The 25,024-nt window shown below is 41.2% G+C and carries 21 protein-coding genes; 16 read left to right on the top strand and 5 right to left on the bottom strand.

Annotated features, from left to right (window positions below):
- Positions 1–85 precede the first annotated feature (85 nt).
- The 4 genes from WA256_RS06470 (at position 86) to WA256_RS06455 (ending at position 5,426) form a co-directional block, all read left to right on the top strand.
- Positions 86–2,284: a carbohydrate-binding family V/XII gene (locus tag WA256_RS06470; RefSeq protein WP_335989925.1), complete on the top strand. Its 2,199-nt coding sequence runs from the start codon at positions 86–88 to the stop codon at positions 2,282–2,284.
- A 200-nt stretch (positions 2,285–2,484) separates the two neighbouring features.
- Positions 2,485–4,110 (top strand): methyl-accepting chemotaxis protein, encoded by a 1,626-nt coding sequence (locus WA256_RS06465; protein WP_335989922.1) that lies wholly within the window; start codon positions 2,485–2,487, stop codon positions 4,108–4,110.
- A 36-nt stretch (positions 4,111–4,146) separates the two neighbouring features.
- A complete protein-coding gene (locus tag WA256_RS06460; protein WP_335989919.1) occupies positions 4,147–4,953 on the top strand; it encodes a substrate-binding periplasmic protein in 807 nt (268 codons plus the stop codon).
- A 2-nt stretch (positions 4,954–4,955) separates the two neighbouring features.
- Positions 4,956–5,426, top strand: a complete 471-nt coding sequence (locus WA256_RS06455) for a DM13 domain-containing protein (protein ID WP_335989916.1) — start codon at positions 4,956–4,958, stop codon at positions 5,424–5,426.
- A 100-nt stretch (positions 5,427–5,526) separates the two neighbouring features.
- On the opposite strand, the gene ahpF is transcribed toward WA256_RS06455, so the two are convergent.
- The 4 genes from ahpF to WA256_RS06435 form a co-directional block, all read right to left on the bottom strand.
- Positions 5,527–7,107: an alkyl hydroperoxide reductase subunit F gene (gene ahpF, locus WA256_RS06450; protein WP_335989913.1), complete on the bottom strand. Its 1,581-nt coding sequence runs from the start codon at positions 7,105–7,107 to the stop codon at positions 5,527–5,529.
- Between the two features lie 155 nt (positions 7,108–7,262).
- Entirely contained in the window at positions 7,263–7,832 is a 570-nt protein-coding gene (gene ahpC, locus WA256_RS06445; RefSeq protein WP_054553958.1) for an alkyl hydroperoxide reductase subunit C, read from the bottom strand.
- Positions 7,833–8,040: 208 nt separating this feature from the next.
- The gene (locus WA256_RS06440; protein WP_054562481.1) at positions 8,041–8,544 is read right to left on the bottom strand and encodes a 2,4'-dihydroxyacetophenone dioxygenase family protein; all 504 of its coding nucleotides are present in this window, start codon (positions 8,542–8,544) and stop codon (positions 8,041–8,043) included.
- A 47-nt stretch (positions 8,545–8,591) separates the two neighbouring features.
- Complete coding sequence (locus tag WA256_RS06435) at positions 8,592–9,593, bottom strand: NAD-dependent epimerase/dehydratase family protein (RefSeq protein WP_335989903.1); 1,002 nt, start codon at positions 9,591–9,593, stop codon at positions 8,592–8,594.
- Positions 9,594–9,741: 148 nt separating this feature from the next.
- On the opposite strand from WA256_RS06435, the gene WA256_RS06430 reads away from it, so the two are divergent.
- The 8 genes from WA256_RS06430 (at position 9,742) to WA256_RS06395 (ending at position 17,659) form a co-directional block, all read left to right on the top strand.
- A complete protein-coding gene (locus WA256_RS06430) occupies positions 9,742–10,761 on the top strand; it encodes an AraC family transcriptional regulator (protein ID WP_335989900.1) in 1,020 nt (339 codons plus the stop codon).
- Positions 10,762–10,858: 97 nt separating this feature from the next.
- The gene (locus WA256_RS06425) at positions 10,859–11,539 is read left to right on the top strand and encodes an SDR family NAD(P)-dependent oxidoreductase (protein ID WP_335989897.1); all 681 of its coding nucleotides are present in this window, start codon (positions 10,859–10,861) and stop codon (positions 11,537–11,539) included.
- Positions 11,540–11,548: 9 nt separating this feature from the next.
- The gene (locus WA256_RS06420) at positions 11,549–13,084 is read left to right on the top strand and encodes an AMP-binding protein (protein WP_335989895.1); all 1,536 of its coding nucleotides are present in this window, start codon (positions 11,549–11,551) and stop codon (positions 13,082–13,084) included.
- Between the two features lie 98 nt (positions 13,085–13,182).
- Positions 13,183–13,602, top strand: a complete 420-nt coding sequence (locus WA256_RS06415) for a DUF3429 domain-containing protein (protein WP_062565938.1) — start codon at positions 13,183–13,185, stop codon at positions 13,600–13,602.
- 54 nt (positions 13,603–13,656) lie between these two features.
- A complete protein-coding gene (locus WA256_RS06410) occupies positions 13,657–14,028 on the top strand; it encodes a hypothetical protein (protein ID WP_062565765.1) in 372 nt (123 codons plus the stop codon).
- 4 nt (positions 14,029–14,032) lie between these two features.
- Positions 14,033–14,833 (top strand): class I SAM-dependent methyltransferase, encoded by an 801-nt coding sequence (locus tag WA256_RS06405; protein ID WP_062565766.1) that lies wholly within the window; start codon positions 14,033–14,035, stop codon positions 14,831–14,833.
- A gap of 2 nt (positions 14,834–14,835) precedes the next feature.
- A complete protein-coding gene (locus WA256_RS06400; RefSeq protein WP_335989888.1) occupies positions 14,836–15,822 on the top strand; it encodes a Gfo/Idh/MocA family protein in 987 nt (328 codons plus the stop codon).
- Positions 15,823–15,982: 160 nt separating this feature from the next.
- On the top strand, positions 15,983–17,659 hold the full coding sequence (locus tag WA256_RS06395) for a methyl-accepting chemotaxis protein (RefSeq protein WP_062565768.1): 1,677 nt from the start codon (positions 15,983–15,985) through the stop codon (positions 17,657–17,659).
- A 32-nt stretch (positions 17,660–17,691) separates the two neighbouring features.
- Here the strand turns inward: WA256_RS06395 and WA256_RS06390 are convergent, their stop codons facing one another.
- On the bottom strand, positions 17,692–19,704 hold the full coding sequence (locus WA256_RS06390; RefSeq protein WP_062565939.1) for a TonB-dependent receptor: 2,013 nt from the start codon (positions 19,702–19,704) through the stop codon (positions 17,692–17,694).
- A gap of 444 nt (positions 19,705–20,148) precedes the next feature.
- Between WA256_RS06390 and WA256_RS06385 the strand changes: the two genes are divergently transcribed.
- The 4 genes from WA256_RS06385 (at position 20,149) to WA256_RS06370 (ending at position 24,858) form a co-directional block, all read left to right on the top strand.
- A complete protein-coding gene (locus tag WA256_RS06385; RefSeq protein WP_058584702.1) occupies positions 20,149–20,439 on the top strand; it encodes a hypothetical protein in 291 nt (96 codons plus the stop codon).
- A complete protein-coding gene (locus WA256_RS06380) occupies positions 20,436–22,007 on the top strand; it encodes a PepSY-associated TM helix domain-containing protein (RefSeq protein ID WP_335989880.1) in 1,572 nt (523 codons plus the stop codon). The genes WA256_RS06385 and WA256_RS06380 overlap by 4 nt, the downstream gene beginning before the upstream one ends.
- Positions 22,008–22,157: 150 nt before the next feature.
- Positions 22,158–23,039 (top strand): EamA family transporter, encoded by an 882-nt coding sequence (locus tag WA256_RS06375; protein ID WP_250660411.1) that lies wholly within the window; start codon positions 22,158–22,160, stop codon positions 23,037–23,039.
- Between the two features lie 166 nt (positions 23,040–23,205).
- The gene (locus WA256_RS06370) at positions 23,206–24,858 is read left to right on the top strand and encodes a hypothetical protein (protein ID WP_335989876.1); all 1,653 of its coding nucleotides are present in this window, start codon (positions 23,206–23,208) and stop codon (positions 24,856–24,858) included.
- Positions 24,859–25,024 lie beyond the last annotated feature (166 nt).

Raw genomic sequence — 25,024 nt, 5'->3', positions numbered from 1 at the left:
AACGCTTTAAAAATAGGAACAATTTTTAAGCGTTTTCGATGTCATTGGCTATACTTTTAAGAGTTATGTTAGCCAAGGATTGACCATGAAACTCCCCCTACCTTTTATTATTGCCTGCAGGCTTTTAATACTCTCTTTTCTATGTTTGTTTTCATTTTTTAGCCAAGCCATTGAGTGGCCTCAACAAGTGCAAACGTCACAAGGCACACTCATTGTTTACCAGCCACAACCCGAGAAACTAAACGGTAATACTTTAACAGCCCGTGCAGCAATGTCATTTTCGGTTTCAGACAATGACGCTGTGTTTGGCGTATTTTGGTTTAGAGCTAAACTAGATACTGATCGCGAAAACGATACCGTCACCGTTCGCAATATCACTGTCACCGATGTACGCTGGCCTGAATCAAAAGATGCAGAAGAACAAAAATTTACTGCTGTCGTTAATGAAGCAATAAAAGCCAGTCAATTCGAAACCTCGCTTTCGCAACTCACCGCCAGCCTTGAAAGTGCAGAAGCAGCAGAACAAAGTTTAACGCAGTTAAAAACCGACCCTCCAACGATTATTTTCAAAGAGCAACTGTCGGTATTATTGAGTTTTGATGGTGAACCTAAGTTTAGTAAAATTGAAAACAGCCAATATGAGCGCGCTTTAAACACCGCCATGACAGTGATTAAAGATAGCAAAAGCAAACTTTGTTATCTCACCGATGGGCAATTTTGGTATCAGGCAAAACAAGCCAAAGGGCCTTACGAATATACTCAGTCGCCGCCGACTGAACTTGTAAAAATGCTTCCTAAAGATACCGAAAGCTCAGATCTAAGTGCACCACCAGCTATTGTTGTAGCCACTAAACCCACCGAACTTATTGCAACTGATGGCGCAGCTAAATGGAAAAGCTTAACCGGTGGCGAGCTCATGTATGTGTTTAACACTGAAACCCCGTGGCTACGTGAAATGCAAACGAATAACATGTATGTCTTGTTATCTGGGCGCTGGTATCGTGCAAAACAACAAACAGGCCCATGGACATTTGTACGCGGCGATGAACTACCCGAAAGCTTTGCCAATATTCCACCTGAATCAGATTTAGGGGGCCTCAGAGTTTCAGTTGCCGGTACTGAAGAAGCTGAAGAAGCTGTATTAGATGCAAAAGTGCCGCAAACAGCGGCTATCAGCCGTAAAGATACCAGTTTAACTGTGTACTATGATGGCCAACCTAAGTTTGAACGTATTCCGGGCACGCAAGTTTCTTATGCTATTAATACGGATGCACAAGTGCTGCAAATTAAAGGCAAATATTATGCAGTCGATAATGCGGTGTGGTTTAAGGCAGATTCCGCACAAGGGCCTTGGCTTGTTGCTGATAGCATTCCAAAAGATGACATCGCAAAAATTCCTCCAAGTTCCCCCGTTTACAACGTCACTTACGTCGAGATATACGAATCAACTCCTGAGGTGGTGTATGTTGGTTATTACCCAGGTTACATGTGGTCGTACCCTTATTATGGTGTGCCAGTGTATGGAACGGGTTGGTATTACCCGCCATACTGGGGCGGTGGCTACTACTACCCTCGCCCACCAACTTGGGGGTTTAATATTGGCTATAACAACTGGACGGGTTGGTCGTTTGGCTTAAGTTGGAGCAATGGTTTTTTAAATCTAGGGATGAATTGGAATGTTGGTTGGCCAACCCATTATCGACCTTATCATTGCTGTAATGGCTGGTATGGCGGTGGTTACCGCGGCCCAGTTATTATCAATAATGGCAACATCAATATTGGTAACAAGATTAATGTCGGCCATAAACCTGGCCACCATAATAAACAACCAAGACATAACATTTATAAACGCGATCAAAGTAAATCTCGTCTTGCTTCAAAGCAGCAAGTGAAACGCGATTTAAAAACAGCCATCAGCCAACGCGATAAAGCAAACAACGTGTTTGCGGATCAAAAAGGTAACGTGCTCAAGCGTGATGCCGATAAATGGCAACAACGTGTTGAAGGTAAATGGCAAACTCTCCCCGCTGATAAACAGCAACAAATCAAAGATCGGGCACAAAATATTGACCGCCAACAAGTGCAAAATAAATTGCAAAGCATAGATAAAAGTAAAGCGAAGCAAACATTGCAGCAACGCCAGCACACTCAAAATAGGCAACAAAATCGTATGCAGCAATTAAATAGGGCAAATAGAGCACGTCAGCAAGGTATGCAGCGCCAACAAATGCGCCGTAATACACAAAGACAAATGCCTCGGCAAATGCCTAATCGCGGTCATTAATGTACAAATAGGAACAAAACAAAGCCAGTGTAAATACTGGCTTTGTTATCTAAACCAGAGCCAACACACCTCTGTGGCTACCTTTAAGTCGTAATAGATATGCCTCTTAAGAAAAAGCCTGCAAAACAATTGCAAAAACTTGCTTAAAACTATTTCTCTATTAGTTTTAATACTAAGTCCTTACAAAAATTTGCACGCTCATGTTAAATAACTACACCGTTCGTACGCGATTAGCCGTCTTGGCTTTGTTACCGGTTACAGTTTTTGTGATCACCTCTATTTTTACAATGTCTATTATGTCGGGCATGGTAAAAGGCATCGACAGTTTGTATGACGATAGAGTCATCCCCCTTGAGCAGATAAAAACAGTATCGGACAATTACGCAGTTAGCATTGTTGATCTATTCCATAAATACCGCGCTGAGCAAATTTCAAAAACTGACTTTCTATCCGCCGTTGAAAATGCAAAAAATGTTGCTGATAGCAAATGGAAAAGCTACTTAGGGACCAAGCTAACCACAGAAGAGCAGCGCTTAGTTAATATCGTGGAAAAGAATCTCGCTGTAGTAGAAAGCGAACTAAGCACATTTTTAAACCAAGTAAAAAGTGACCAACTTAAAGCAGTACCTAACGAGGTATTCGTAAAAAATCTTTACGATGTGTTTGACCCTCTCAGTGAAAGCTATCAAGGTCTAATAAGCTTACAAATCAATGAGGCTAACAAGTTTAAAAACGCCGCAGATAAAGATTTTGCTCAAGTCAGTATCGCTATGACTGCCTCTATCACTATATTAATAATTTTATTATTGGCTATTGCCTTTATTATATACCGCTCTATCCATAACCCATTGTTATCGTTAAGTGAAACGATAGGTTCTATCTCTGAAAATGCCGATTTACGTCTGCGCGCAAAAACCCATGGTAATGACGAAATAGCCCAAGCAGCAAACCACTTTAATGCCATGATGGAACGCATTCATGCACTAGTAAATGATGTAACCAGCGCAACACTCACCCTTTCATCTGCTGCTGAGCAAATGAACTCAATTAGCGACCAAGTTGCAAGCACAGCCACAGAGCAAGAACATCAATCAGCAATGATTGCCACTGCCATTACACAGATGAGCAGTGCCATTGAGCAAGTGGCCGCAAATGCATTATCAACATCAGAAAAAGCCACTCACACTGATAAAACAGCCAAGCTGGGTCAGCAGTCTGTGCAAGAAAATATCGACGCAATAAACCGTTTATCACATATCGTTAATGCGAATACAAAATTAATCAATGAGTTAAATACACAATCAACCGATATCAATCAAGTCGTTATGATGATCCAAGGCGTTGCAGAACAAACCAATTTACTTGCTTTAAATGCAGCTATTGAAGCGGCACGCGCTGGTGAGTCGGGTCGCGGTTTCGCAGTCGTAGCCGATGAAGTAAGGCAGCTTGCACACAACACGCAAAAAGCCACAGCCAGTATTAACGAAATGATCAGTAAACTACAAACAATGGCGCAGCAAGCAGTGACCGCCATGGGTAATGCTGACGAAAGTGCTAAACAAAGTGTTGAATACGCAGAACGCTCATCACAATTACTGACTGAAATTACTCAAGAAATGGCACTTATCGCCGATATGAACAACCAAGTATCCACCGCAACGGATGAGCAAACCACTGTTGCCAACGAACTAAGTTGTAATATTAATGAATTTAGTAGTAGCATTTCACTGGTTAGCGAAAGCTCGCAACAAAATGCTCAAGCCAGCCAAGAATTGGCCTCACTGGCTTCGCGTCTACAACAACAGGTGCATGTTTTCAAAGTATAGTCGTATAAACGTGCGCTCAAAAAAGGACTTAAATTAATGAACAGAGCAATACTGATATTTCTAATGACATTTGCTCTGTCGAGTCTACAAGTATTAGCTCATGAACAAATTGTTATTCAGCTTGCTAAACCTAGCTATAACGATGCGGCGAAAAATCAATATATTCACGATATTCTCGACAAAAGTTTTGCCGCAATGGGTGCGGATGTTGTACTGCTTTACAATATTAGGCCTATGAATAATAAACGTGTTGTAGAGCAGCTAAGCCATAATAAAACAATTACCTTAGCATGGCTTTCTTTACCCCAGCAGCAAACTGATTCATTAGTCAGAACGACTATTCCTCTCTACAAGGGCTTACACGGCCAACGTTTGCTTATTATCCGCCATGAAGATCAAGAAAAGTTTAGCAAAATCGAAACCCTTGCTGATTTAACTCCCTTGGTTGGCCTACAAAAACAGAGCTGGTCTGATTATAGCGTACTGAAAAACAATGGTTTAACAGTCAATGGCGAGCTTGATTACCCAGGCATGATCAAAGCCCTTGAAACAGGGCTCGGTGATTACTTTCCACGCTCAGTACTGGCTATTGGTAGCGAACTAAATAAACTAAAGCAGTTCAATTTTGTTATTGCACCAAACATTATGTTGCAATACCCCAGCGACTATTACTTTTACTTAAGCAAAGAAAATCAACACATTAGAGATATACTAGAACAAGGTATGCAAAAACTGCAGCAATCAGGTGAACTTGAGAAGCTCTATTTGCAATACTTTGGAGATGTTGAAAAACAATTTTCTTTAAAGCAACGTCACATCATAACGCTAAAAAATAAGGAGTAAGCATGCTAAAAGCGCTGATAATCATCATTATGACATTGGCGATTTTTGCTGCGGGTTTTATAGCTGGAGTGTACAGTTTACCTATTTTAACTGAACAACCAGCACCCGATATTGCTATTTTGAAGCAGCATCAAGGTCGATCGCAGTTTAGTGCAACGTTTAAGCCCGGCCTCAAAGGCTCAGATCGCTTTCATTATGGTGATGGCATGGTGTATCTAACCAATGATGCTATTTCTATGCAAGGCACGTTATCACCAGGTCCCGACTATCAACTTTATCTATCACGAAATTTCATTGATAACGAAGACGATTTTTTAGCACAAAAAGGCACCATGCAGCGTATTGCGGGGGTACGTTCGTTCAATGGCTTTAAGCTAGTTGTACCACAAGGTATTGATGTCGGCGATTACAATACAGTGGTTATTTGGTGTGAAAGTTTTGAGGAGTTTATTACTGCAGCACAGTACCAATAGCTGTATTAATAAAAACAAAGCCGCCTTTGGAGAGGGCGGCTTTAAAGCGGCAGCTATGGGTGTGAGCTGCCTAATCAAGAGTCATTGTTTATGCAACTAATTAGGCTGCATCTTCTGTGCTTTGAGTTTCATCGCTGTGGCGAATTAAGTAATCAAATGCACCTAAGCTTGCCGTTGCACCACTGCCCATAGCAATAATGATTTGCTTAAACGGCGTTGTTGTTGCATCACCTGCCGCGTAAACACCCGGTAATGATGTTGCACCTTTGCTATCAATTTCGATTTCGCCAAAGCGAGTCAGTGATAACGCTGAACCTTTTAACCATTCAGTGTTTGGCACCAAGCCGATTTGCACAAAGATACCTGCAAGCTCAAGTGATTTTTCATCGCCAGAGATGCGATCAATATAGCTTAAGCCTGTTACTCGTTTACCATCACCAACAACTTCTGTCGTTTGCGCGTTTTTGATAATAGTAATGTTGTTTAAGCTATTTGCTTTACGAATAAGTACTTCGTCAGCACGTAAGGTATCAGCAAATTCAAGCACAGTGACATGCTCAACAATGTTTGCAAGGTCGATTGCAGCTTCAATACCAGAGTTACCACCGCCGATAACAGCTACAGCTTTGCCTTTAAATAACGGACCATCACAGTGAGGACAATAAGCAACGCCATGACCGCGATACTCTTTCTCACCTGGCACGTTCATTTCACGCCAGCGTGCACCGGTTGCTAACACCACTGACTTAGCATTTAAGACCGCGCCATTTTCTAGCGTAATTTGATAATTATCTTGCTTAGTAAGCGATGCCGCACGTTGGTTTTGCATTACATCAACATCGTATTCTTTTACGTGCTCTTCAAGTTGTGCAACCAATTTAGGGCCTTCGGTCGCTTTAACTGATATAAAGTTTTCAATTGCTAATGTGTCTGATACCTGACCACCAAAACGCTCTGCAATCACACCCGTATTTAAGCCTTTACGTGCTGAATAAATTGCCGCAGAAGCGCCTGCAGGGCCACCACCAACAACAAGTACATCGAATAACTCTTTATCGTTCAGTGCTTCGGCTTGGCGTGCAGCCGCTTTGGTATCTACTTTATTTAAGATATCAGTCAGGTTTACAGCGCCTTGGCTGAATAACTCACCATTTAAGTACACAGCCGGTACTGCTAACACATTACGCTCGTTCACTTCGTCTTGGAACAAGGCGCCATCAATCATCGTAGCCGTAACATTTTCATTGTGTGCCGCCATCAGGTTAAGTGCTTGCACTACTTGCGGACATGTTTGACAACTCAATGAAATATACACTTCAAAGTTAAGCGGCCCAGGCAATGATTTAATTTGTTCAATTTCAGTCTCTGATGCCTTACTTGGATGACCGCCTGTATGCAGTAGAGCAAGGATCAAACTGGTGAATTCGTGGCCCATAGGCACACCCGCAAATGTGATTTGCGTATTGTTAATAGGTGAAGATACCACCATAGATGGACGACGCACATCTTGGCTAGGGTTATCTCGCACCGAAAATTTGTCGCTTAACGAAGCTAAATCGTTTGCTAAGTTTTTAAGTTCTGTTGATTTATTGCTGTCATCCAAGGCGATAAGCAGCTCAACAGGGCTGGTAATAGAAGCAAAGTGGCTTGTTAATTGGTTTTTGATATTCGTATCTAACATGGCTTAGCCCTTGAGTTCAGAATAAATAATCTAGAAAAATTTTAGGGATAACTGCCCATCACCCGCTAATGTGCTTAATGTGAGTTGTGATGGGCAATTAAGGTTGCATTGAGATAGCAAAGCAAAGCTTTGCTATCGTTTAATGCTGTGGCAAATTAGATTTTGCCAACTAGGTCTAGTGAAGGAGCAAGTGTCTCTTCACCTGGCTGCCATGATGCAGGACATACTTCACCGTCGTGGTTAGCAATGTACTGTGCAGCTTGTACTTTACGTACTAACTCTTTCGCGCTACGGCCGATGCCTAAGTCGTGAGTTTCGATTACTTTGATTTCGCCTTCAGGGTTCATTACGAATGTACCGCGAAGAGCAAGACCTTCGTCTTCAATCATCACACCGAAGTTACGTGTAATACGACCTGTAGGGTCACCAATCATTGGGAATTTGATTTTACCAATTGTGTCAGACGTATCGTGCCATGCTTTGTGAGTGAAGTGCGTGTCAGTTGATACTGAGTAAACTTCAACACCCATTTCTTGAAGTTGCTCGTAGTAATCAGCAACATCACCTAGCTCTGTAGGACATACGAAAGTGAAATCTGCTGGGTAGAAGAAGAAGATTGACCACTTACCTAGCACGTCTTTTTCTGTTAGTTCTACAAAGTCACCGTTGTGGTAAGCTGTTGCATTGAATGGTTGTAGTTTTGTGTTAATTAATGAAGTGCTCATAATATTCCTCATTGATGTATTTAAAAAAGTTTAATTAACGCAGCCTTGCGTCTGCTTGATTAATACAATAGAGGTGTGAGCGATCAAAATAAAATTGATTGTTTAGATTAAATTGATTTGTTTTTTAGATTGAAAGTTTGAAAATACCAAAAACTATAAAGCCCTCAATCACTTATGTAATCAAGGGCTTTCACTTCAGGGAATAAAATTACTTACTAAAACCATATAAACTCTTTGGTTTAATGTAGTTAGGCTCAATTCCTTGCTCTTTTGCGGCTGCTAACATCACTTGCTCAATCCAACCTGCATCCATAATGTTCATATAGTTACCATCTGGGTCAAAGTTAATGTTAGATCCCATAACCACCATAAAGGTATCGGTCACTTCAGTGTTGTCTGCTGGTACCTGAAATTGATGAATCGAACCGCCTGGCTCAAACAAATAGCTACCAGCCACTTGTAAATCGTCAGGGTATTCTGTGTAGTGCCAGCTGCCTGCTAGGGTATATAAATGTACAACCCCAGTATGAAAGTGCTTTGGCAAAACCGTACCCGGCTCAAATAAAACACGTAATACCCATACCCCATTTTCAGAATCCAGCATGAGTGGATAAATGTGCACGCCTGGTAAAGCGTTTTTAATTAGCTTTTCATCATTTGTATGAATAGTCAGTAAGAAATCTTGATGATTAATAATATCTGGTAATGCCATATGTGTGCCCTCTTTTCACTTGCTTTCAATAAGTTAACTAGTTGCCTTTAATTTGCTGTGGCGGTATCTGTGCGTGGTTCTTCTTTACAAAGCCCTTGTTCATACGCCCACTGCAATGCATGTTGCATACCTTGCTGTAAGGTAAATTCTGGTTTATACCCAAAAATGTTTTGCGCCTTTTCATTACTGTACGCTGCACTTTTACGACTTAGCATGCGCATGGTCGACGGATTGATATCTGTGGTTTTACCAACAAGGTGATAACACCACTCAATGAACCCTGTTAGCTTTAACGCTAAAGCCAAATTCACTACTGTGACGTGCTTTTTCCCTTGTGCCTGTGCCAAGTAATTAAAATAAACTTGATTAGTCACTTGCTCAGGGCCTGATAGATTAAAAATTTCACCGCTTGCATCGTCGCTCATAGCACTTTGGTAAATGCCTTTGACTAAATCATCAATGTAAACAGGCCCAAACATGCCCTCTGGTACCATAAACTTGCCTTTGGCGATTTCTTGTAATGGGTAAGCTATCCACGGTCTTGAGCCGGGCCCATAGACATCGCCAGGGCGAATTATTGTGACATTGAGTTTTTTACTGGCGTGATAGCTTAGCGATAAATGCTCGCTCATCATTTTCGAATCGTTATAGGCTCTGCCATCAGGGAACAAAGGCGCATCTTCTTTAATATCAGTTTGCCAATCACTACCATAGACGGCCGTCGATGAAATATGAATAAAGCGCTTTACTGTGTTTACAGCCATTGCTGCATCGAGTAAGTTTTTCGTCCAACCCACATTCGCCTGCCATGTTTGCTTATAGCTAAACGCATTTGAAACAATAGCCGCTGTATGAATAACTAAAACGCAGTCATTCATTAATGAGCGCCAACTCGCTGGCTCATTCAAATTACCTGCAACAATGTTAAATTCTTCACAGGGTGTTAAATCAACGCCGCATACATCGACTCCATGCGCCTTAAAGTAGCGCGCAAGTGTCCGGCCAATAAAGCCATTACCACCACTAATAAAAACTTTTGAGTAGTTCATTGTGTGTTCCTCTAAGCACGTTACAGCCTTAATTGCAGCTAGCAGGCCAAATGGTTAATACATTGTTAAACTTTAATGAGCTGCATTACTTTACTTTTAACGCAATTTTTTTTACTTTTTACGCCAACGCACTAAAAAAGAGCACACTATGCCCCGATTAACACAAGCACCCGATCTAATTAGAGCATCTGCTCTACACGGCTATATTGAACTGATCGAAAGTAAATTGGTGAACCCTGACGCACTACTATCGCGCGTTGGTTTAGACAGAAAACAATTACAAGATGCCAATAACTTTGTGCAGTATCAGCAACTCATTCAGCTATTAGAACTCACGGCCAAGGAATTAAACCTGCCCTATTTCGGGCTAGAATTAGGCCGTTGGCAAAGCTTGAATATTTTAGGGTCTGTTGGTTATTTGATGGGCAATTGCGACACCCTTGAAATGGCGCTAAAAAATTTAACTAAGTACTATCATGTTCATCAAAATAGCGCTGACTTACTCCTTGAAGTAGACCAAGACTATGTAAAGCTATCTTTTTTAGTTCGCACTAGCCTAAAGGTAAGTGTTTATCATGGTGCCGACTTAGCCTTAAGTGTTGGGGTCAATTTATTAAAGCAGTTAACCGATGATCAAATAAAACTGTCTCGTTTGGAGCTTCCCCATAGCTGTGATGACAACCAAAGTGTTTATCGCCAAGCGCTAGGGCAAATTCCAATATTTAACTGTGCACACACGGCAGTAGTATTTGAGAAAAAATACCTAAAGCTCCCTATTAAGAATTCAGATAAGCAGTTGTTTTCTATACTTAGCCAACAGCTTGGACAGCCAGCAGACAAAAAACGTGAAAACATTGCAGATCATGTTGAAGTACTGATCAAGCAATACTTACTCCACGAAGAATTTGGCGTAAACCTAATAGCCGAAAAGCTATCAATGAGTGCTCGCAGCTTGCAGCGTCACTTAACAAAGCATGACACAACCTTTCGTGAATTAGTTGATGATGTACGCTGTAATCTAGCACACCAATATTTAACAGAATCTAGCCTCAGTTTATCGAACATCTCAGATATCTTAAGCTTTTCTAATTACAGCGAGTTTACTCGCGCTTTTAAGCGCTGGTATGGCATTCCACCAAAAGATTATCGTAAGTCACACTCGAGCTAATGGCGCAAAAAGTTAAAAACGAGTCGTTTAAAGCTAAGTTTTCTGTTAACAATTTATATATATTGACTAGCTAGTTTCGCTAATTAGTGGTCGTGCAATGTTAAGAAGAGTGTTTATTACCGGTGCCAACAGTGGCATTGGGTTCGAATTGGCAAAGCAATATATTAGCCGTGGTGACGATGTCGCGTTATTTGACGTACATTTCAACGAACAAACAAAACAATCGTTAAGTGAGCTTGCTGATGATTACCAATACATTGAGTATTTTGCTACGCATATCTGCGATAATGAAGCACTGCAAACTCAAGTAAATAATGCAATCGCAGCGATAGGAAACCCTGATTTAGCTATTTTTAGCTGCAATATCAATGAGCAACTAAGTAAAGAAAATAGTATTGCTTGTCAGCACTTTGCAACACTAATTACGCCACACTTAAGCATGAATGGCCACCTAGCAATTACATCCCCCCTTATTGATGCAACTAAATTTACGCCAGAGCCAAACGCCTTGATTTTAGCCAAAAAGCTACGCAAGAAATTTAAGCCAAACAACATAAAAATCAGCTTAATTTGCTCAAGCAAAACATCTAAAGCCATAACAAACCCAGCCAATACTGCAAAACACATTTTGCGCAGCTTAGATAAACAAAAATTAATGGTGATCCTAAGCTTACAATCTAAACTAACCTATATCATGAGTCGTTACTTACCGAATTGGATAATGGGTTCTGTGATGGATCGCCTCATAAAACAACAATTAATAAGAACAACACGCTAAGGAATCCCCATGAACACACATGATAACCTAACGCAATTAATAGAGCATACTTGTCAGACTTATGCCGACCTTCCTGCCTATAACAGTGCAGGTAAAACACTCAGCTATGCCCAAGTTGAACAACAGTCTCGCTATTTGGCACAGTGGTTTCAACAACAAAGTGGTCTTGTTGCTGGAGACAGAATAGCCATTCAACTACCTAATATTGTTGATTACCCTATCGTTACCTATGCAGCATTTCGTGCAGGTTTAATCGTAGTCAATACCAACCCGCTTTATACTGCCCGTGAAATGCTACATCAGTTTAATGATGCAGATGTTAAAGCCATTGTTATTCTTGATGCTCTTGCCGATAAATTAGCAACGGTTATCAATGATACGTCGATCAAAACAGTTATTGTTGCAGCGGCTGTTGCTGAGCCAACATTGCAAGAGGGTCAATTTTCGTTAAACGAACTCATTCGCCAAGGTGAAAGACTCGCTCCTCTTGACGCTCATCAAGCAAGTCGTGACGATATTGCAGTTTTACAATACACCGGTGGTACCACAGGGGTTGCCAAAGCAGCGATGCTTAGTCATGGCAACATTTTAGCCAATGCCGAGCAAATGAATGAGCGCTTTGATGACATTTTAAAGCCCGGCCAAGAAACGGGTATTTGCCCGCTTCCGCTTTATCATATTTACGCCTTTACAGTGAATATGGTTGGCCTATTTGCCATGGGGCAATTTAACGTACTGATCCCAAATCCTCGTGATTTAGATGCGTTAGTAAAACAAATCGAACCATTTGAGATTAATTACTTTTCAGGTATTAACACCTTATTTATTGGCTTGTGTATGCACCCAGGGTTTAAAGCACTTAATTTTTCAAACCTAAAAATGACCGTTTCAGGGGGCGCAGCTTTAACACATGCTGCAGCTGATGCGTGGATGAACACCACAGGTTGTACAATCACAGAAGGCTACGGCTTATCAGAAACCTCGCCTGTTGCAACCTTAAACGACTTTAAAAAAGAAGAAATTGGCAGCATTGGCCGCCCACTCTCAAACACTACTGTGGAAATTTGGGATGAAAACGACGAGCCTGTTGCTGACGGTGAGTCTGGCGAAATTGTTGTTAAAGGCCCGCAGGTGATGATGGGTTATTGGCAGCGCCAAGATGAAACCGACAAATGTATGAAGCGAGGTTTTTTCAAAACCGGTGATGTGGGTCTAAAACTACCAAGTGGTAATTACAAAATTGTAGACCGTTTAAAAGACATGATTATTGTTTCTGGCTTTAACGTGTACCCTAACGAAGTTGAAAACGTACTTTGTCAGCACCCAGCTATCTGTGAAGCAGCCGTTATTGGTGCAAAAGATGAAAAAACCGGTGAGCGTGTCTGTGCCTACATTACTTTAAAAGAGCAGATTGATGAGCAACAGGTGAGTGACTATTGCCGCGAAAACTTAAGTGCTTACAAAGTGCCTAAATCAATCATTTTTATGGAACAATTGCCTAAATCGACGGTTGGCAAAATTCTACGTCGAGAATTACGCCAATAATAAAGCGATCGTTTTAGCCGCCTAACTGGTATAAAATAGTTATTAAATAAAGCATACCGTTAGGTATGCTTTTTAATTTAAGCGGTTTAAAGGTCATTATGGAAAAGTTTATTAATCACATTCAACTTGGTTACTTAGGTTTACTACCATTTTTAGGCTGCGTAGGTTGGCCACTTATTGCTGGAAGTAATGCCGTCAATTTAGACTTTTTCACTTTTTATAGCATCGCTATTTTAGCCTTTATGGCTGGCAATTTATGGCATGCAGGTCAGCAAACGCATGCTGATGCTATTAAAGCAATTATTCCTATCTTACCGATTGGCTTTTTAAGCTTTTTACCAGCAACTTGGACTCTAGTCTGGCTCGCAGCAAGTTTTTGGTTAGTGCTGTTATTTGAAAAAAGCTCACCGCAGTGGCAAACCTATCACGTTGATTATCAAAAAATGCGTTTTGTTTTAACGTCTGTGGTATTTGTATGCCACATATTTGTAATTGGCATGAATATCTATCCTGAGTAGCCCTTTTCTTGCGTTTGCGGTAACATCCGCGGCTCAGTTTTTTAAGGACTTGCTATGATAGATCAACTGCGCGCTAAACTAGACCACCTTGGCGAAAATTACGTAGAAAAAAACGCTCACTTTAAAATAAAAGTGATCCCGTTTTTTTGTGCGATTCACATTAAAAAAGATCATAAAAACCAAGGCAATTTAAAGCTATATTCAAATCAGTTGATTGAAATATTTTTAGCTACCATGTTCTTGTTATTCGGCTTAATGCTTTTTGACACAGACGCGGGTTTTACCCATGGTCCTATTCATATCGTTATTGCCGTATTGATTAGTTTTAACTTAATCTTTAAGCAAATAGCCATTGAAGGGCTTAAAACTCGCTTAGCCCTTTGCCCTGAAATCGCACAAGAAACAGCGCCAGCACAAGGCAAATAACAACATGTTTTTAGACCCTAGTTGGCGCATATTAACGGTTGGCGATGGTGATTTATCATTTTCACACTCTATTGCGCGTTATATAAAACCGGCCAAGCTTGTTGCTTCAACTTATGATGATGCAAACACCATAGAACAAAAATATGCCGACAATGCACTTAGCGCCTTGCGACTACTTAACATTGAAACACTCACCGAGTTTGATGTAACAAAGCCAGACTCGTGGCAGCGCTTAGATGGCGCTTGTTTTGATGTGGTTATTTTTCAATTTCCACTTATACCCGCGTTTAAAGGTGAAGCTGCATTTAAAGCAAATACCCAACAAGGTGGTATGAATGTTTTAAACCGTGCTTTGTTGCATCGCTACCTAGACTACGCAAGCCAGTTCGCATTAGATAAAAACGGCCCAATGCTCTGCTACATCACCTCTAAGGATGTAAAACCTTACCGCGAATGGAATATTGAAGGCAGCTTAAATCAAGGGCTAAACTGCCATTATCTAGGGCAAATGCCATTCGATATTAATTTATTCCCAGGCTATAAAATTCGCAATGTAGACCGCGATAAACACGTTAAAGACACCAGTGGCATTACCTATGTATTTAGCAAAAAAGCTGACAATAGCATTACTGTAAAGCTGACTTTACCCGCTTATTTAGGTGATAAACACTGTGCATTATGCCGCGTAGGCCCTTATATGGCTCAAGAAGATGAAGACAAACATTTGTTAAGCAAAAAACATAAACAAATGGAAAAGTTTGAACAGGATTGGCAAGCATGGCTTGCACAAAACAGCGAGGAGTAACCATGAACTTTGTGATTGTAGGTACCAATTTTATAAGCGATACACTACTGAGTGCAGCTAAACAAATTGAACAATTCTCCTTATATGGTGTGTGCTCTCGAGAGCAGCAAACAGGCGAGGCTTTCCTTGCAAAGCACGATGCTCAAAAGGCTAAGGTGTTTACCAATATTGAGCAAGTATGCGAAGACCCATTAGTCGATGCCGTCTACATTGCTGCGCCAAATAGCTTACACAAAGACTATGCTGTAATGTGTTTAAAAGCCGGTAAACATGTTTTAGGTGAAAAGCCTTCGGCTGCTAATAGTAAAGAACTTGAGGCCATCATTCAGGCGGCCAAAACACATCAACGCTTATACATGGAAGCGATGATGACCACCCATTTACCAAACTTCGCACGCTTAAAAAATGCAATTGCAAAGATTGGCACACCCCGCAAATATATTGGTCAATATAGTCAGTACTCATCACGTTACGATAAATATAAAAATGGCGAGCGACCAAATACTTTCTTGCCAGAATTTGCTAACGGTGCATTAGTCGATTTAGGTATCTATCCGCTGTATATTTTACTCGCATTATGGGGCGCGCCTCAGATTGTAAAAGCCAGCGGCGTGTTACTTGAGACCGGCGTTGATGGAGCTGGCGATGTATTATTAAATTACGCAGATAAGCAAGCGGTGATCAGCTATTCGAAAATCTCGCAAGGCGATAATTTTACTGAGATACAAGGTGAAAAAGGCCGTATTCGTATAGAAGCAGTCTCTTTATTAAAGCGTATGCAATACATAGGTAACGATGGCACGGTTGAAGAACTCTCTGAGCCATTTGATGAACACTTTATGCGCCATGAAGTAAGCCACTTTATTCAAGCAGCGAATGCCGGACAAATTGAGTCTTCAGTTAATACTCATACGCTGTCAAAACAAGTTATGGCGGTGCTTGATGAAGCGCGAAGCCAACTTGGCGTTGTGTACCCCGCCGACCAATAAATTTAATATTCAAGGGCAGTTGACACTGCCCTTGTCATTTTAAGCCTCTTTATTACAAGCTTAAATGATGACCTCTAATTAACTTACTCGTAATTTTTATTGAAATTAGATTTTTGTACTATGGTTAATAATATTTACTTTCAATGAGAAGGGTAATATTTTGACTATTCGCTTTTTACTCAGAGCTGTTTTCACAGCAACCATTGCCCTTGCAGCAGGCCTACTCCTCATTATTCTATTTTTGCAATCAGGCCAAGACGAAAGTATGGAGTCGGCCCAACAGCGTTATGAACTAAGTCATCTTGCTAAGTTTTCATCTTCAAACTCGATTCACCTTACAGAACTTGCTCGTCAACATGTTGTAACCTTAGATCCTCGCTATGAAGCTGAATACCATCAACTTGTTGATCAAATTCAAGGCAAAGCAGCTTGGCTAAATGGCGAAAAGAAAAGCTATGAACAGCGTTTAAGAGCGTTTAATGTAGCCGCTGATGATTTAGCCCTCTTGCAAAAATCTAACGACTTATCACTTAAATTAGTTGAAACAGAAGAAAAAGCATTTAGCTTGGTCAGTGATTTGCTTGGCCGAGATACCAATAACTTAACCCCTAGCGAGCATAAAAGGTGGGTGCAAGCTATCGAGCTTTTAACCAACGATGCTTACATGGCAGAAGTTGAGAAAATTCAGCAACCTGTGCAAGCGTTTTTAAGCTCTATTGAGAAAAAAAGTGCGGCTGAAGTCAAAGGAAATCACGACCGTGTGGTTACCTTGAGTTTAATTAGCACAGTTTTAGTCCTGACTATTATTGCTACCTTGATATTGTGTTACTGGCAATTAGAGAAAAAGGTAATTAAAGCAACCCATGCCTTGATTGCTGAAGCCAAGCGTATCTCTGAAGGGGATCTATCTCGTTATATTGACCACAAAGCCGATGACGAAATAGGCCAGCTTGCGAGCAGCTTTAATATTATGGTTGATAAGCTATCTCAGCTTCTTAAAGAGATACATGATCAATCAGAGCAAGCGCAAGTGGCAGCAAAAAGCCTAGATGAAATTTCACAGCAAGCTAAAACGCTAAATGATATTCAAAGCCAAGCGATTGAGGTGATTTCAAGCTCAGTCTATGAAAACTCAACGGCCGTTAAAGAAGTGTCTCAAAACTGTGCAGAAGCGGCAAGCAGTGCCACCGCAGCTAATCAGAAAACCCAAGAAGGTCTACAGGTTGTACAACAAGGAGTTAGCTCTGTTGAATCAGTGGCCGATACACTCACCAAATCACTAACAGACCTTAACCAACTCGAGTCCTCTGTGAATGAAGTCACGGTTATTTTAAGTGTTATCAGTAATATAGCCGAACAAACTAATTTATTGGCACTTAATGCCGCAATCGAAGCTGCGAGAGCAGGTGAACAAGGCCGAGGTTTTGCCGTTGTTGCTGATGAGGTAAGAACTTTGGCTAGTCGCACACAAAGCTCTACTCTTGAGATCCAAGATAAAATTGACTCATTACAATCTGCAACCAATGCTGTGACGCAGAGGATACGCTCTAGCGATAATCAAATTAAAGAAGCGGTGATAAACTCAGAAAAAGTGGGCCATATGCTCGATGAAATTAGCATACAAGCAAAAGCCATTTCTGATGCCAATATGACCATAGCTTCTGCATCTGAGCAGCAATCTCAAGTAACAGAAGAAATCGCCCAGCGTTTAAACGAAGTACAAGACACCAGTCGAAAGTCGCAGCAACAAACGCAAAGCATTTCGGACTCATCGAGTAAGCTGGCTAACTTGGCGAATAACTTAAACGGGCAAATTAATCGCTTTAAATTAAGCTAGTCGCTGATCAAGCTCAGCGACTAGCGATTAGTTTAAAATCGGTAAGTAACAGATGCACCGATAGTTTGCGGGTTAACCACTGCCACATAGCCTTGTGGGTAACGACCACTGACAGGTTCTTGTGAGGTATATGCTTCTTCATCTAAGGCGTTGTTGATGAAGGCACTTATCAACCATTGTTCAGTATCATAAGTCATCGATAAACGCGTAATGGTGTAATCACCTGCAACGCGCTCTTCTGTGTTTGTTAAGTCGCCATAAAACTCATCAACATAATTGGCACTTAAATTCACTTTTAGACTATCGGTAAACCAATGCGACAGACCTAAACTCGCCGTTAACTCCGGTGCAGAGTTTAAATCATTGCCAACGGCATCAGGAAAGGCTGATGATTCATCAATTTTAGTTTTCAATAAACCGAAACCGCCATGTAACTGCCACTGATCGCCCAACATGCTGTAAGCTTCAACTTCTAAACCATAGCTATGAGCATCTTCAATATTAGTGATTTTACGTGCTGAGCTAAGCGCTTGATAACCGTTGAAGTTATTGTAAAACACATTAGCACTGATATTCATGTCACCATTATTTAAAACGCTGCGCGAACCAATTTCATAGGTATTAACGGTTTCTTCGTCGTAGTAGTAATAATCTTCAGCAGTAAAATCGAGTGCGCCACCACCCGCGTTGTAGCCACGACGTGCACTAGCAAATAATGTCGTTTCGTCACTAATATCATATTGAATCGCGAGCTTTGGTAAACGAAGTGTGTGTGAATTATCAAGTTGCTCAACGAGCATATCACCACGAAATGCCATATTGAAATTACGTAATTGTTCTTCACGCTCAATACGCAGACCCGCTGTTAATGTTAATTCGCGGCTTAGGTTAAAGCTTGTTTCACCATAGACTGCGGTCGATTTACTGCTATCGTCGCCGTAATAGTTTGTTGCTCCCACACTTTCAAAGTCTTGGTCACGATCAAAGTAAGCAAGACCAATGAAGCCTGAGTAAAAATCATTGCTTAAACCAAAGTTAAGTTTAGAATCTACAGTGATATTACTCTCATCCATTGATACGTCAGATTCTGCGCTTTCAAGTGGCTCGTATGCTTCAAAGCCCCATTTGTAATCCATGTAAGCAACTAAAACATCTAACGATAAATCATCGTTAATCTTGTAATCAACATTTACTTGCGTGGTTTCAGATTCAGTATCCATAATACGTTGATATAGCGGCTCATAATCAAATGGCTCATCCGCTAAAAAGTATTTACGACCCGAATTACCTTCTTCACTGTAAGTTGAATAAGTTAGCTGTACAGCAAGATCTTCATTTGGTGTGTAAAGTAATTTAGCGCGTGTGCTGCTGGTATTTAGCTTGTTTAATTCACGATCAGTTGGATTTGTTTCGTATACCGGTGGATTCGAAAACGTTTCGCCATCAACATACTGAGTTGATAAACGAAATGCTAATACATCTTCAACTAACGCCCCTGATACCACTGCGGCAGTATCTAGGTAGCTATCTTGGTTACGATAACCGACACGTACTGCTCCTTCAAATTCTTGAGTAGGTGCTTTTGTTGTCATGTAGACAGCCCCCGCAATACTGTTACGACCATTACTGGTTGATTGCGGCCCTCGGTAAACTTCAATTTGTTCTACATCCCACAGACCCGTATCACCGGTTAAATCGGCTACAAACGGTTGGCTAACACCATCAATCAAGGTTGAAACACGAGCCTTTGAGCCACCACTAAATGAGTTAAAACCTGTTGCACCACCATTACCAGATACGCCTCGCATATCTGGCACCGAGCCTGTTAAAACTACAACGTTCGCCATTTCTGATAGTGCTTCAGATATCGACGCAAGTTGGCCGTTTTCTAAAAGCGACTTATCAACAACCGCCACTGACGACATGGTCTCTTTAAGTGACTTCTCTGTTTTTTCACCTGTAACAACAATGGTATCCATGGATTTTCGACTGCTTTGGTCGTCAGCCCATGCTGAGCCTTGCGTAACAAGTAATGATGTAAGCATAACTTTGGTGAGTGAATTAAGTTTAAATGCAGTAGCCAATGTCCTTTCCCCGTAAGAGATTATTAGAATTAAACAAATTAAGTTTGATAAAAAAGCGCTAGGAAATTAACACAAGCTTAATGATATTGCAATTGAGTTTAGTTATCATTTACAATGACATTTAACATCAACTACAACTATAATCTTATGCTCATTTTTACCGTTACCCTGCTTGTCGTTTTCGCTGTCAGTATTTTCTACTGCACCAGAAAGCAGCAGCGATTCTTAAAAAAACCAATTAAAAAACAATGGAGATTACTTTCAATTACGTTAACCGTTTGCGCACTAATACTTGCCCTTCAACAGTTTTCAACCACGGCAACCGTGTTCTTCATCATCTTTAGCATCATGCTAATGTTGATGCTGATCCCTTTTATTAGCCTGCTGCAAAGAAAAGGATAATTCATGACAAGCTCATCTAAACGCCAGCCGACTTGGTTAGGAAAAACCCTAGCAGGTACATTCTTAGGGCTGGCACTCTCATTTATTTTCGTTGCTTTTTTTGCTTGGTATGGCCCAGGAGGCATTGATGCTCGCGATAAAGTGCAATTTAACATGTGGATGATCACGCCTGTTTGGCTAACCATTTTTAGTTTTAGTTATTTATTCAACTCAGCAAAACAAGCGTGGCTTGTCCTTGGCAGCTTAACTGTGCTGCTTTATGGCGTGTTTTTTATGCTAAGGAGTGCATCATGAAAGTAAGATCGGATATTCTTCGCACCTATCAAGGTGTCCATACATGGACAGGCATCATTGCAGGTTTAGTGCTGTTTATTGGTTTTTATGCGGGCAGTTTGACCATGTTCAAACATGAAATACAGCAATGGGCAGCACCTATTCAAGCCCCTAAAGTCACCAGCTCTAATTATGACTACCAAACGCTAGTAGATACGGCAATTAATGAGCAAGGCGAACAACTTGCCAAAGGCTTTAACCTTGATTTACATACCCAAGATGCACCTCTTTCGTGGTATATCAAAGGCAATGCCCGAGGCATGGAGCTTGATAAACAACTTAACTTCGCACACCTAAATGCTGATGGCACTTTAAACGTCAGCGCACAAACCGAAAACGAACTTGCCGATTTAGTTGATTATTTACACCGTACAGCAGGCTTTATAGGCGAAATTGGTCATGACCAATCTGGTGTTTATATTCTTGGTATTGCCTGTATTTTGTATTTTTTAGCTTTGGTCTCTGGGGTAATAATTTTACTGCCGACATTAGTTAAAACCTTTTTTGCACTGCGAAAAGAAAAAGGGCCAAGTCGATTCTGGCTAGATAGCCATAACCTTATTGGTATCGCCAGTTTACCATTTCACTTAGTCATTGCATTTACTGTGGTGGTGTTTGCGTTTCATGATTTTATTTATGGTGGTTTAGCGCAATTTTATGATGGTAAGCCATTGTTTCAGCGCCCTGCACCTGCCGCGCAAAGTTTTCATATTGAAAACTTACCACGTATTAATGAGCAAGTACTCGCAGCGAAAAACTATGCTCCCGGCTATGAGCCTATCCACATTCGCTATAGTAATTTAAATTCGGCATCACCTTCTGCGGTGTTTATGATGAGTAACAATAATGCGGTAGTACGTGGCCCGGATACCGATTACTTATTTATGAACCCATACACGCTAGAAGTGGTTAACTCAAGCTACCCGCAAGGCGAAGATGCGGTGTGGGGTAACATGGTTGCCAGTATTTTCTCACTCCATTTTGGCACCTATGGTGGAGATTGGGGTCGTTGGGGCTACTTTATTATGGGGTTACTAGGCGCCTTCTTATTCTATTCAGGTAATCTACTGTGGATAGATAAACGCTTTAAAAAAGATCCCAATAAACGCAGTACCTTGTTTATGGCTAGGCTCACTATTGGTGTTTGTTTAGGGTCTATGATAGCCGTTGCTTTCACACTCGTTGCTGCCAAATGGCTACCTACTCTTGTGAGCAACACAAACTACGCAACCCTATACAGTTACTACGCAGCATTTTTTGCTTTTGTGATATATAGCTTCTTAAAGCCTGTACAAAAGGCAACCACTGCTGGCTTTTACATGCTAGCGAGCCTGTGTGCGTTGATGGTGTTATCTACACTTTTAAAACTTGCCTCAAGTGACGTTAATTCGCTTTTTTACTCAAGTTATATAGTCGACATTGTCGCTGCTGTATTTGCTGCTATTTTCTTTAAAATGGCCAAACGCCAGCAACAAAAACAGACCACGCAAAACATCATGCCAGCCTTTGAACAAGCAAGTCGAGCTTAAGCATTCTGAGTATGGGTATCAAAGCAATTTGATACCCATAATTTTGCTTTATCGAAAATCTGTGTCCGTTTAACGAAAAACATTTCTTCTCCAATAAAACATCAGTAGAATCGCCGCAAACTTGAGCTATTAACTTTCATAAGGACAGTGATGCAGCGCACCATTCCACCGTTTTTTATTGCTGTTATTTGCGTGCTTCTCGCAATGGTTACCATTCAATCTGGTGCCTCCGTTGCAAAGCAATTATTCCCTTTAATTGGCCCTGAAGGCACCACCGCACTGCGCTTAGGCTTTTCAGCTGCTATTTTGTGCCTTGTGTTTAAACCTTGGCGCGCATTTCCACCTATTGGGCAACGTATGCCTATCATCGTTTATGGCTTGAGTTTAGGTGGCATGAATATTCTGTTTTATTACGCGATTGAACGTATTCCTTTGGGGATAGGTGTTGCGCTAGAGTTTACTGGCCCCCTTGCGGTTGCTCTGCTTTCGTCACGTAAAAAACGCGACCTATTTTGGGTAGCCTGCGCCATTGCTGGCATTATTTTATTATTACCCGATATGAAAGGCGAAGACAGCCTCGACCCTGTAGGTGTTATTTTAGCCCTGGCGGCGGGTGCCTGTTGGGCGTTTTATATATTGTTTGGTAAAAAGACCGGAAACCAAGGCTCAGGCGGAATGACCGTTGCCATGGGAATGAGCGTCGCCGCGATTGTACTTGTGCCTTATGGTGCTGCTTCTCAAGGCGCTGCACTATTGAGTTGGGAAGTGTTACCGCTCGGTATTTTAGTGGCAGTCATGTCAAGTGCACTGCCCTATACCTTAGAAATGGTGGCACTACGCAATATGCCAGCGCAAGGCTTCAGCATTATGATGAGCCTAGAGCCAGCCATTGCAGCACTGGCTGGCTTTATAATCCTAGGTGAATTTTTAAGCCTGTGGCAATGGTTAGCTATTTTATTAGTGATTACCGCTTCGGTTGGCAGCTCAATGTCGAGTAATTCTGAGGATCAGAAAAGTCAGAAAAACAGCTAATTTAACATTAAATATGCATTTTTTAGTACTTAAAGATTAAGTTTCAGACTTAAAAACAGCTTTTATCGGCATTCGTAAAGTGAGGGTTCTCACTATAATGCTCACTATTAATACAAAGTGGTCTTATCTCTTTGTGTCGGAATAAACCTAATAGTGGGATTTACTTATGTCGATAAAAACTAACTTGTTACTTTCAAGCCTTGCAGTTGCAAGTACACTCGCTGCATCAAATGCTGTGGCAGCAAGCTGTCAGGGCGAAATTTTTGCAATGAACTCAGGCCGTGGTGAAACCGGTGTTGTATTTAGCCTTGACGAGCAAAACAAATCGGCTACGGCACATTCAATCGCCCAGTTTAGTTCTGCTGCGATTGCTTATGATGCCTCAACAAACCGTACTTATTATGCTTCATCACCTATTCCGCTACAGTACAAAGTTGATGTTAGTCACCTTGATGTTAGTGATGAGCAGTATTCTCACCTACCTATTCGTGCCGATAAATTCAAATATAGTCGCTTAGCCTATTTAGATCATGCAACAGGTGAACATGTTGTGGTTGGTACAACTAAATCTGTAATTGGTATGACCTATGATGCAAGCTCTGATTCACTACTTGCAGTTAGTTTTACCAAGCTATATAGCATTAATAAAAACACTGGCGAAGCAACTGTACTTGCAGATTTTAGCGACATTGATGGCTTAAGCCGCGCTGATTTAGTCGTTAAAAATGGCGAGCTTTTGCTAATAACCACAACCTCAGTTTACAGTATTGACCGCACAAGCTTTGCGGCTACCGAGCTTTCAAAACATGAGCTAATCGCGGTAGGTGGTGCGACAGTTAATAACAATGGCGACCTTGTGATCAGCCGCTCTGTCATCAATGACCATGGCGATAAAAACGAATCTAAGCTATACCGTTTAGATCCGTACTCAGGCGAAACCTGCCTTGTAGCAACACTACCAGTTCGCATTAACGACTTAACGACCAATACGCAAAATGCTGTAGCATGTGATGTAGAGCCTAGCTGCTCATTACCGAGTGAACTAATCCCTTACTATTCAGAAGCAGTGATTAAACAGCTAGATAGCAACTGGAAAAGTTATGACTTTGGTGATCAAGAATTTACCGCACCAGCTGTATTTACCTCTGCGCCAACATTTAATGGTAAACACGGTGGTACAAACCGTTTAACTGACGTATCACCAACGGGATATTCTGTATCTTTCCAAGAGTGGCAATATCTGCAAGACGGCCAAGGTCACCCTAATATTGAGTCGTTTGACTTCTTAACAATGGACGAAGGTCGCTACACAATGAGCGATGGTACTATCGTTGAAATTGGCAGCTTTATTTTAAACGATACTAAAGCTTATAAAGCGGTAGAATTTAGCGAAGCATTTACAGCAAAACCACATATATTCTTGCAAACACAAACTTTTAATGGCCCTCATACAGTTTATACGCGCGTTGCAGGCTTAAATAATGCAGGTTTTAGTGCCGCATTTTATGAGCAAGATACTCTAAATGAAGGCCACCGTAATGAACGTGTTGCTTACTTTGCGATTCTTCCTGGCTCAGGTACAACGGGTACTCTAGAAACTCGTGCAGGTAATAAGCAATACAGCTTACACCAAGCTGATATAGATCATAACGGGGGCCAAATTGGCGATCATTTCTACCTGATACACGAAGAGCAATCTTTAGATGCTGAGGTAGTTCACACTAAAGAGCGAGTACAAGTAATGGATATCGAGGAAGTGAGCCTTGCTCAATCTATTACAAGTAGAGGTCCAGATAACTTTAGTATCCGCAGAAAATAAATACTCCTAAATCTAGGCGCCTTAGGGCCAATGCCAGTCAGTTAAGCTGACTGGCATTTCTTTTTTTATGTGGGTACTTTGATGGCTTAGGCTTTATCGCTCTTGGGTATCGCCTATCTTCTCTTCTAGGTGGCAGTTTAAATAGTCTCAGCGTACCTAACAGATG

The sequence above is a fragment of the Pseudoalteromonas sp. CH_XMU1449-3 genome (assembly GCF_037027245.1).
Lineage (GTDB): Bacteria > Pseudomonadota > Gammaproteobacteria > Enterobacterales > Alteromonadaceae > Pseudoalteromonas > Pseudoalteromonas shioyasakiensis.
This window is presented reverse-complemented; position numbering and strand designations above follow the sequence as displayed.

Excerpts from the sequence above, each read along its gene's own strand:
- ahpF (WP_335989913.1), bottom strand. The coding sequence starts at position 7,107 with ATGTTAGATACGAATATCAAAAACCAATTAACAAGCCACTTTGCTTCT.
- WA256_RS06370 (WP_335989876.1), top strand. The coding sequence starts at position 23,206 with ATGTCGATAAAAACTAACTTGTTACTTTCAAGCCTTGCAGTTGCAAGT.
- WA256_RS06465 (WP_335989922.1), top strand. The coding sequence starts at position 2,485 with ATGTTAAATAACTACACCGTTCGTACGCGATTAGCCGTCTTGGCTTTG.
- WA256_RS06405 (WP_062565766.1), top strand. The coding sequence starts at position 14,033 with ATGTTTTTAGACCCTAGTTGGCGCATATTAACGGTTGGCGATGGTGAT.
- WA256_RS06440 (WP_054562481.1), bottom strand. The coding sequence starts at position 8,544 with ATGGCATTACCAGATATTATTAATCATCAAGATTTCTTACTGACTATT.
- WA256_RS06375 (WP_250660411.1), top strand. The coding sequence starts at position 22,158 with ATGCAGCGCACCATTCCACCGTTTTTTATTGCTGTTATTTGCGTGCTT.
- WA256_RS06400 (WP_335989888.1), top strand. The coding sequence starts at position 14,836 with ATGAACTTTGTGATTGTAGGTACCAATTTTATAAGCGATACACTACTG.
- WA256_RS06430 (WP_335989900.1), top strand. The coding sequence starts at position 9,742 with ATGCCCCGATTAACACAAGCACCCGATCTAATTAGAGCATCTGCTCTA.
- WA256_RS06455 (WP_335989916.1), top strand. The coding sequence starts at position 4,956 with ATGCTAAAAGCGCTGATAATCATCATTATGACATTGGCGATTTTTGCT.
- WA256_RS06415 (WP_062565938.1), top strand. The coding sequence starts at position 13,183 with ATGGAAAAGTTTATTAATCACATTCAACTTGGTTACTTAGGTTTACTA.
- WA256_RS06435 (WP_335989903.1), bottom strand. The coding sequence starts at position 9,593 with ATGAACTACTCAAAAGTTTTTATTAGTGGTGGTAATGGCTTTATTGGC.
- WA256_RS06390 (WP_062565939.1), bottom strand. The coding sequence starts at position 19,704 with ATGCTTACATCATTACTTGTTACGCAAGGCTCAGCATGGGCTGACGAC.
- ahpC (WP_054553958.1), bottom strand. The coding sequence starts at position 7,832 with ATGAGCACTTCATTAATTAACACAAAACTACAACCATTCAATGCAACA.
- WA256_RS06425 (WP_335989897.1), top strand. The coding sequence starts at position 10,859 with ATGTTAAGAAGAGTGTTTATTACCGGTGCCAACAGTGGCATTGGGTTC.
- WA256_RS06385 (WP_058584702.1), top strand. The coding sequence starts at position 20,149 with ATGACAAGCTCATCTAAACGCCAGCCGACTTGGTTAGGAAAAACCCTA.
- WA256_RS06470 (WP_335989925.1), top strand. The coding sequence starts at position 86 with ATGAAACTCCCCCTACCTTTTATTATTGCCTGCAGGCTTTTAATACTC.
- WA256_RS06410 (WP_062565765.1), top strand. The coding sequence starts at position 13,657 with ATGATAGATCAACTGCGCGCTAAACTAGACCACCTTGGCGAAAATTAC.
- WA256_RS06460 (WP_335989919.1), top strand. The coding sequence starts at position 4,147 with ATGAACAGAGCAATACTGATATTTCTAATGACATTTGCTCTGTCGAGT.
- WA256_RS06380 (WP_335989880.1), top strand. The coding sequence starts at position 20,436 with ATGAAAGTAAGATCGGATATTCTTCGCACCTATCAAGGTGTCCATACA.
- WA256_RS06420 (WP_335989895.1), top strand. The coding sequence starts at position 11,549 with ATGAACACACATGATAACCTAACGCAATTAATAGAGCATACTTGTCAG.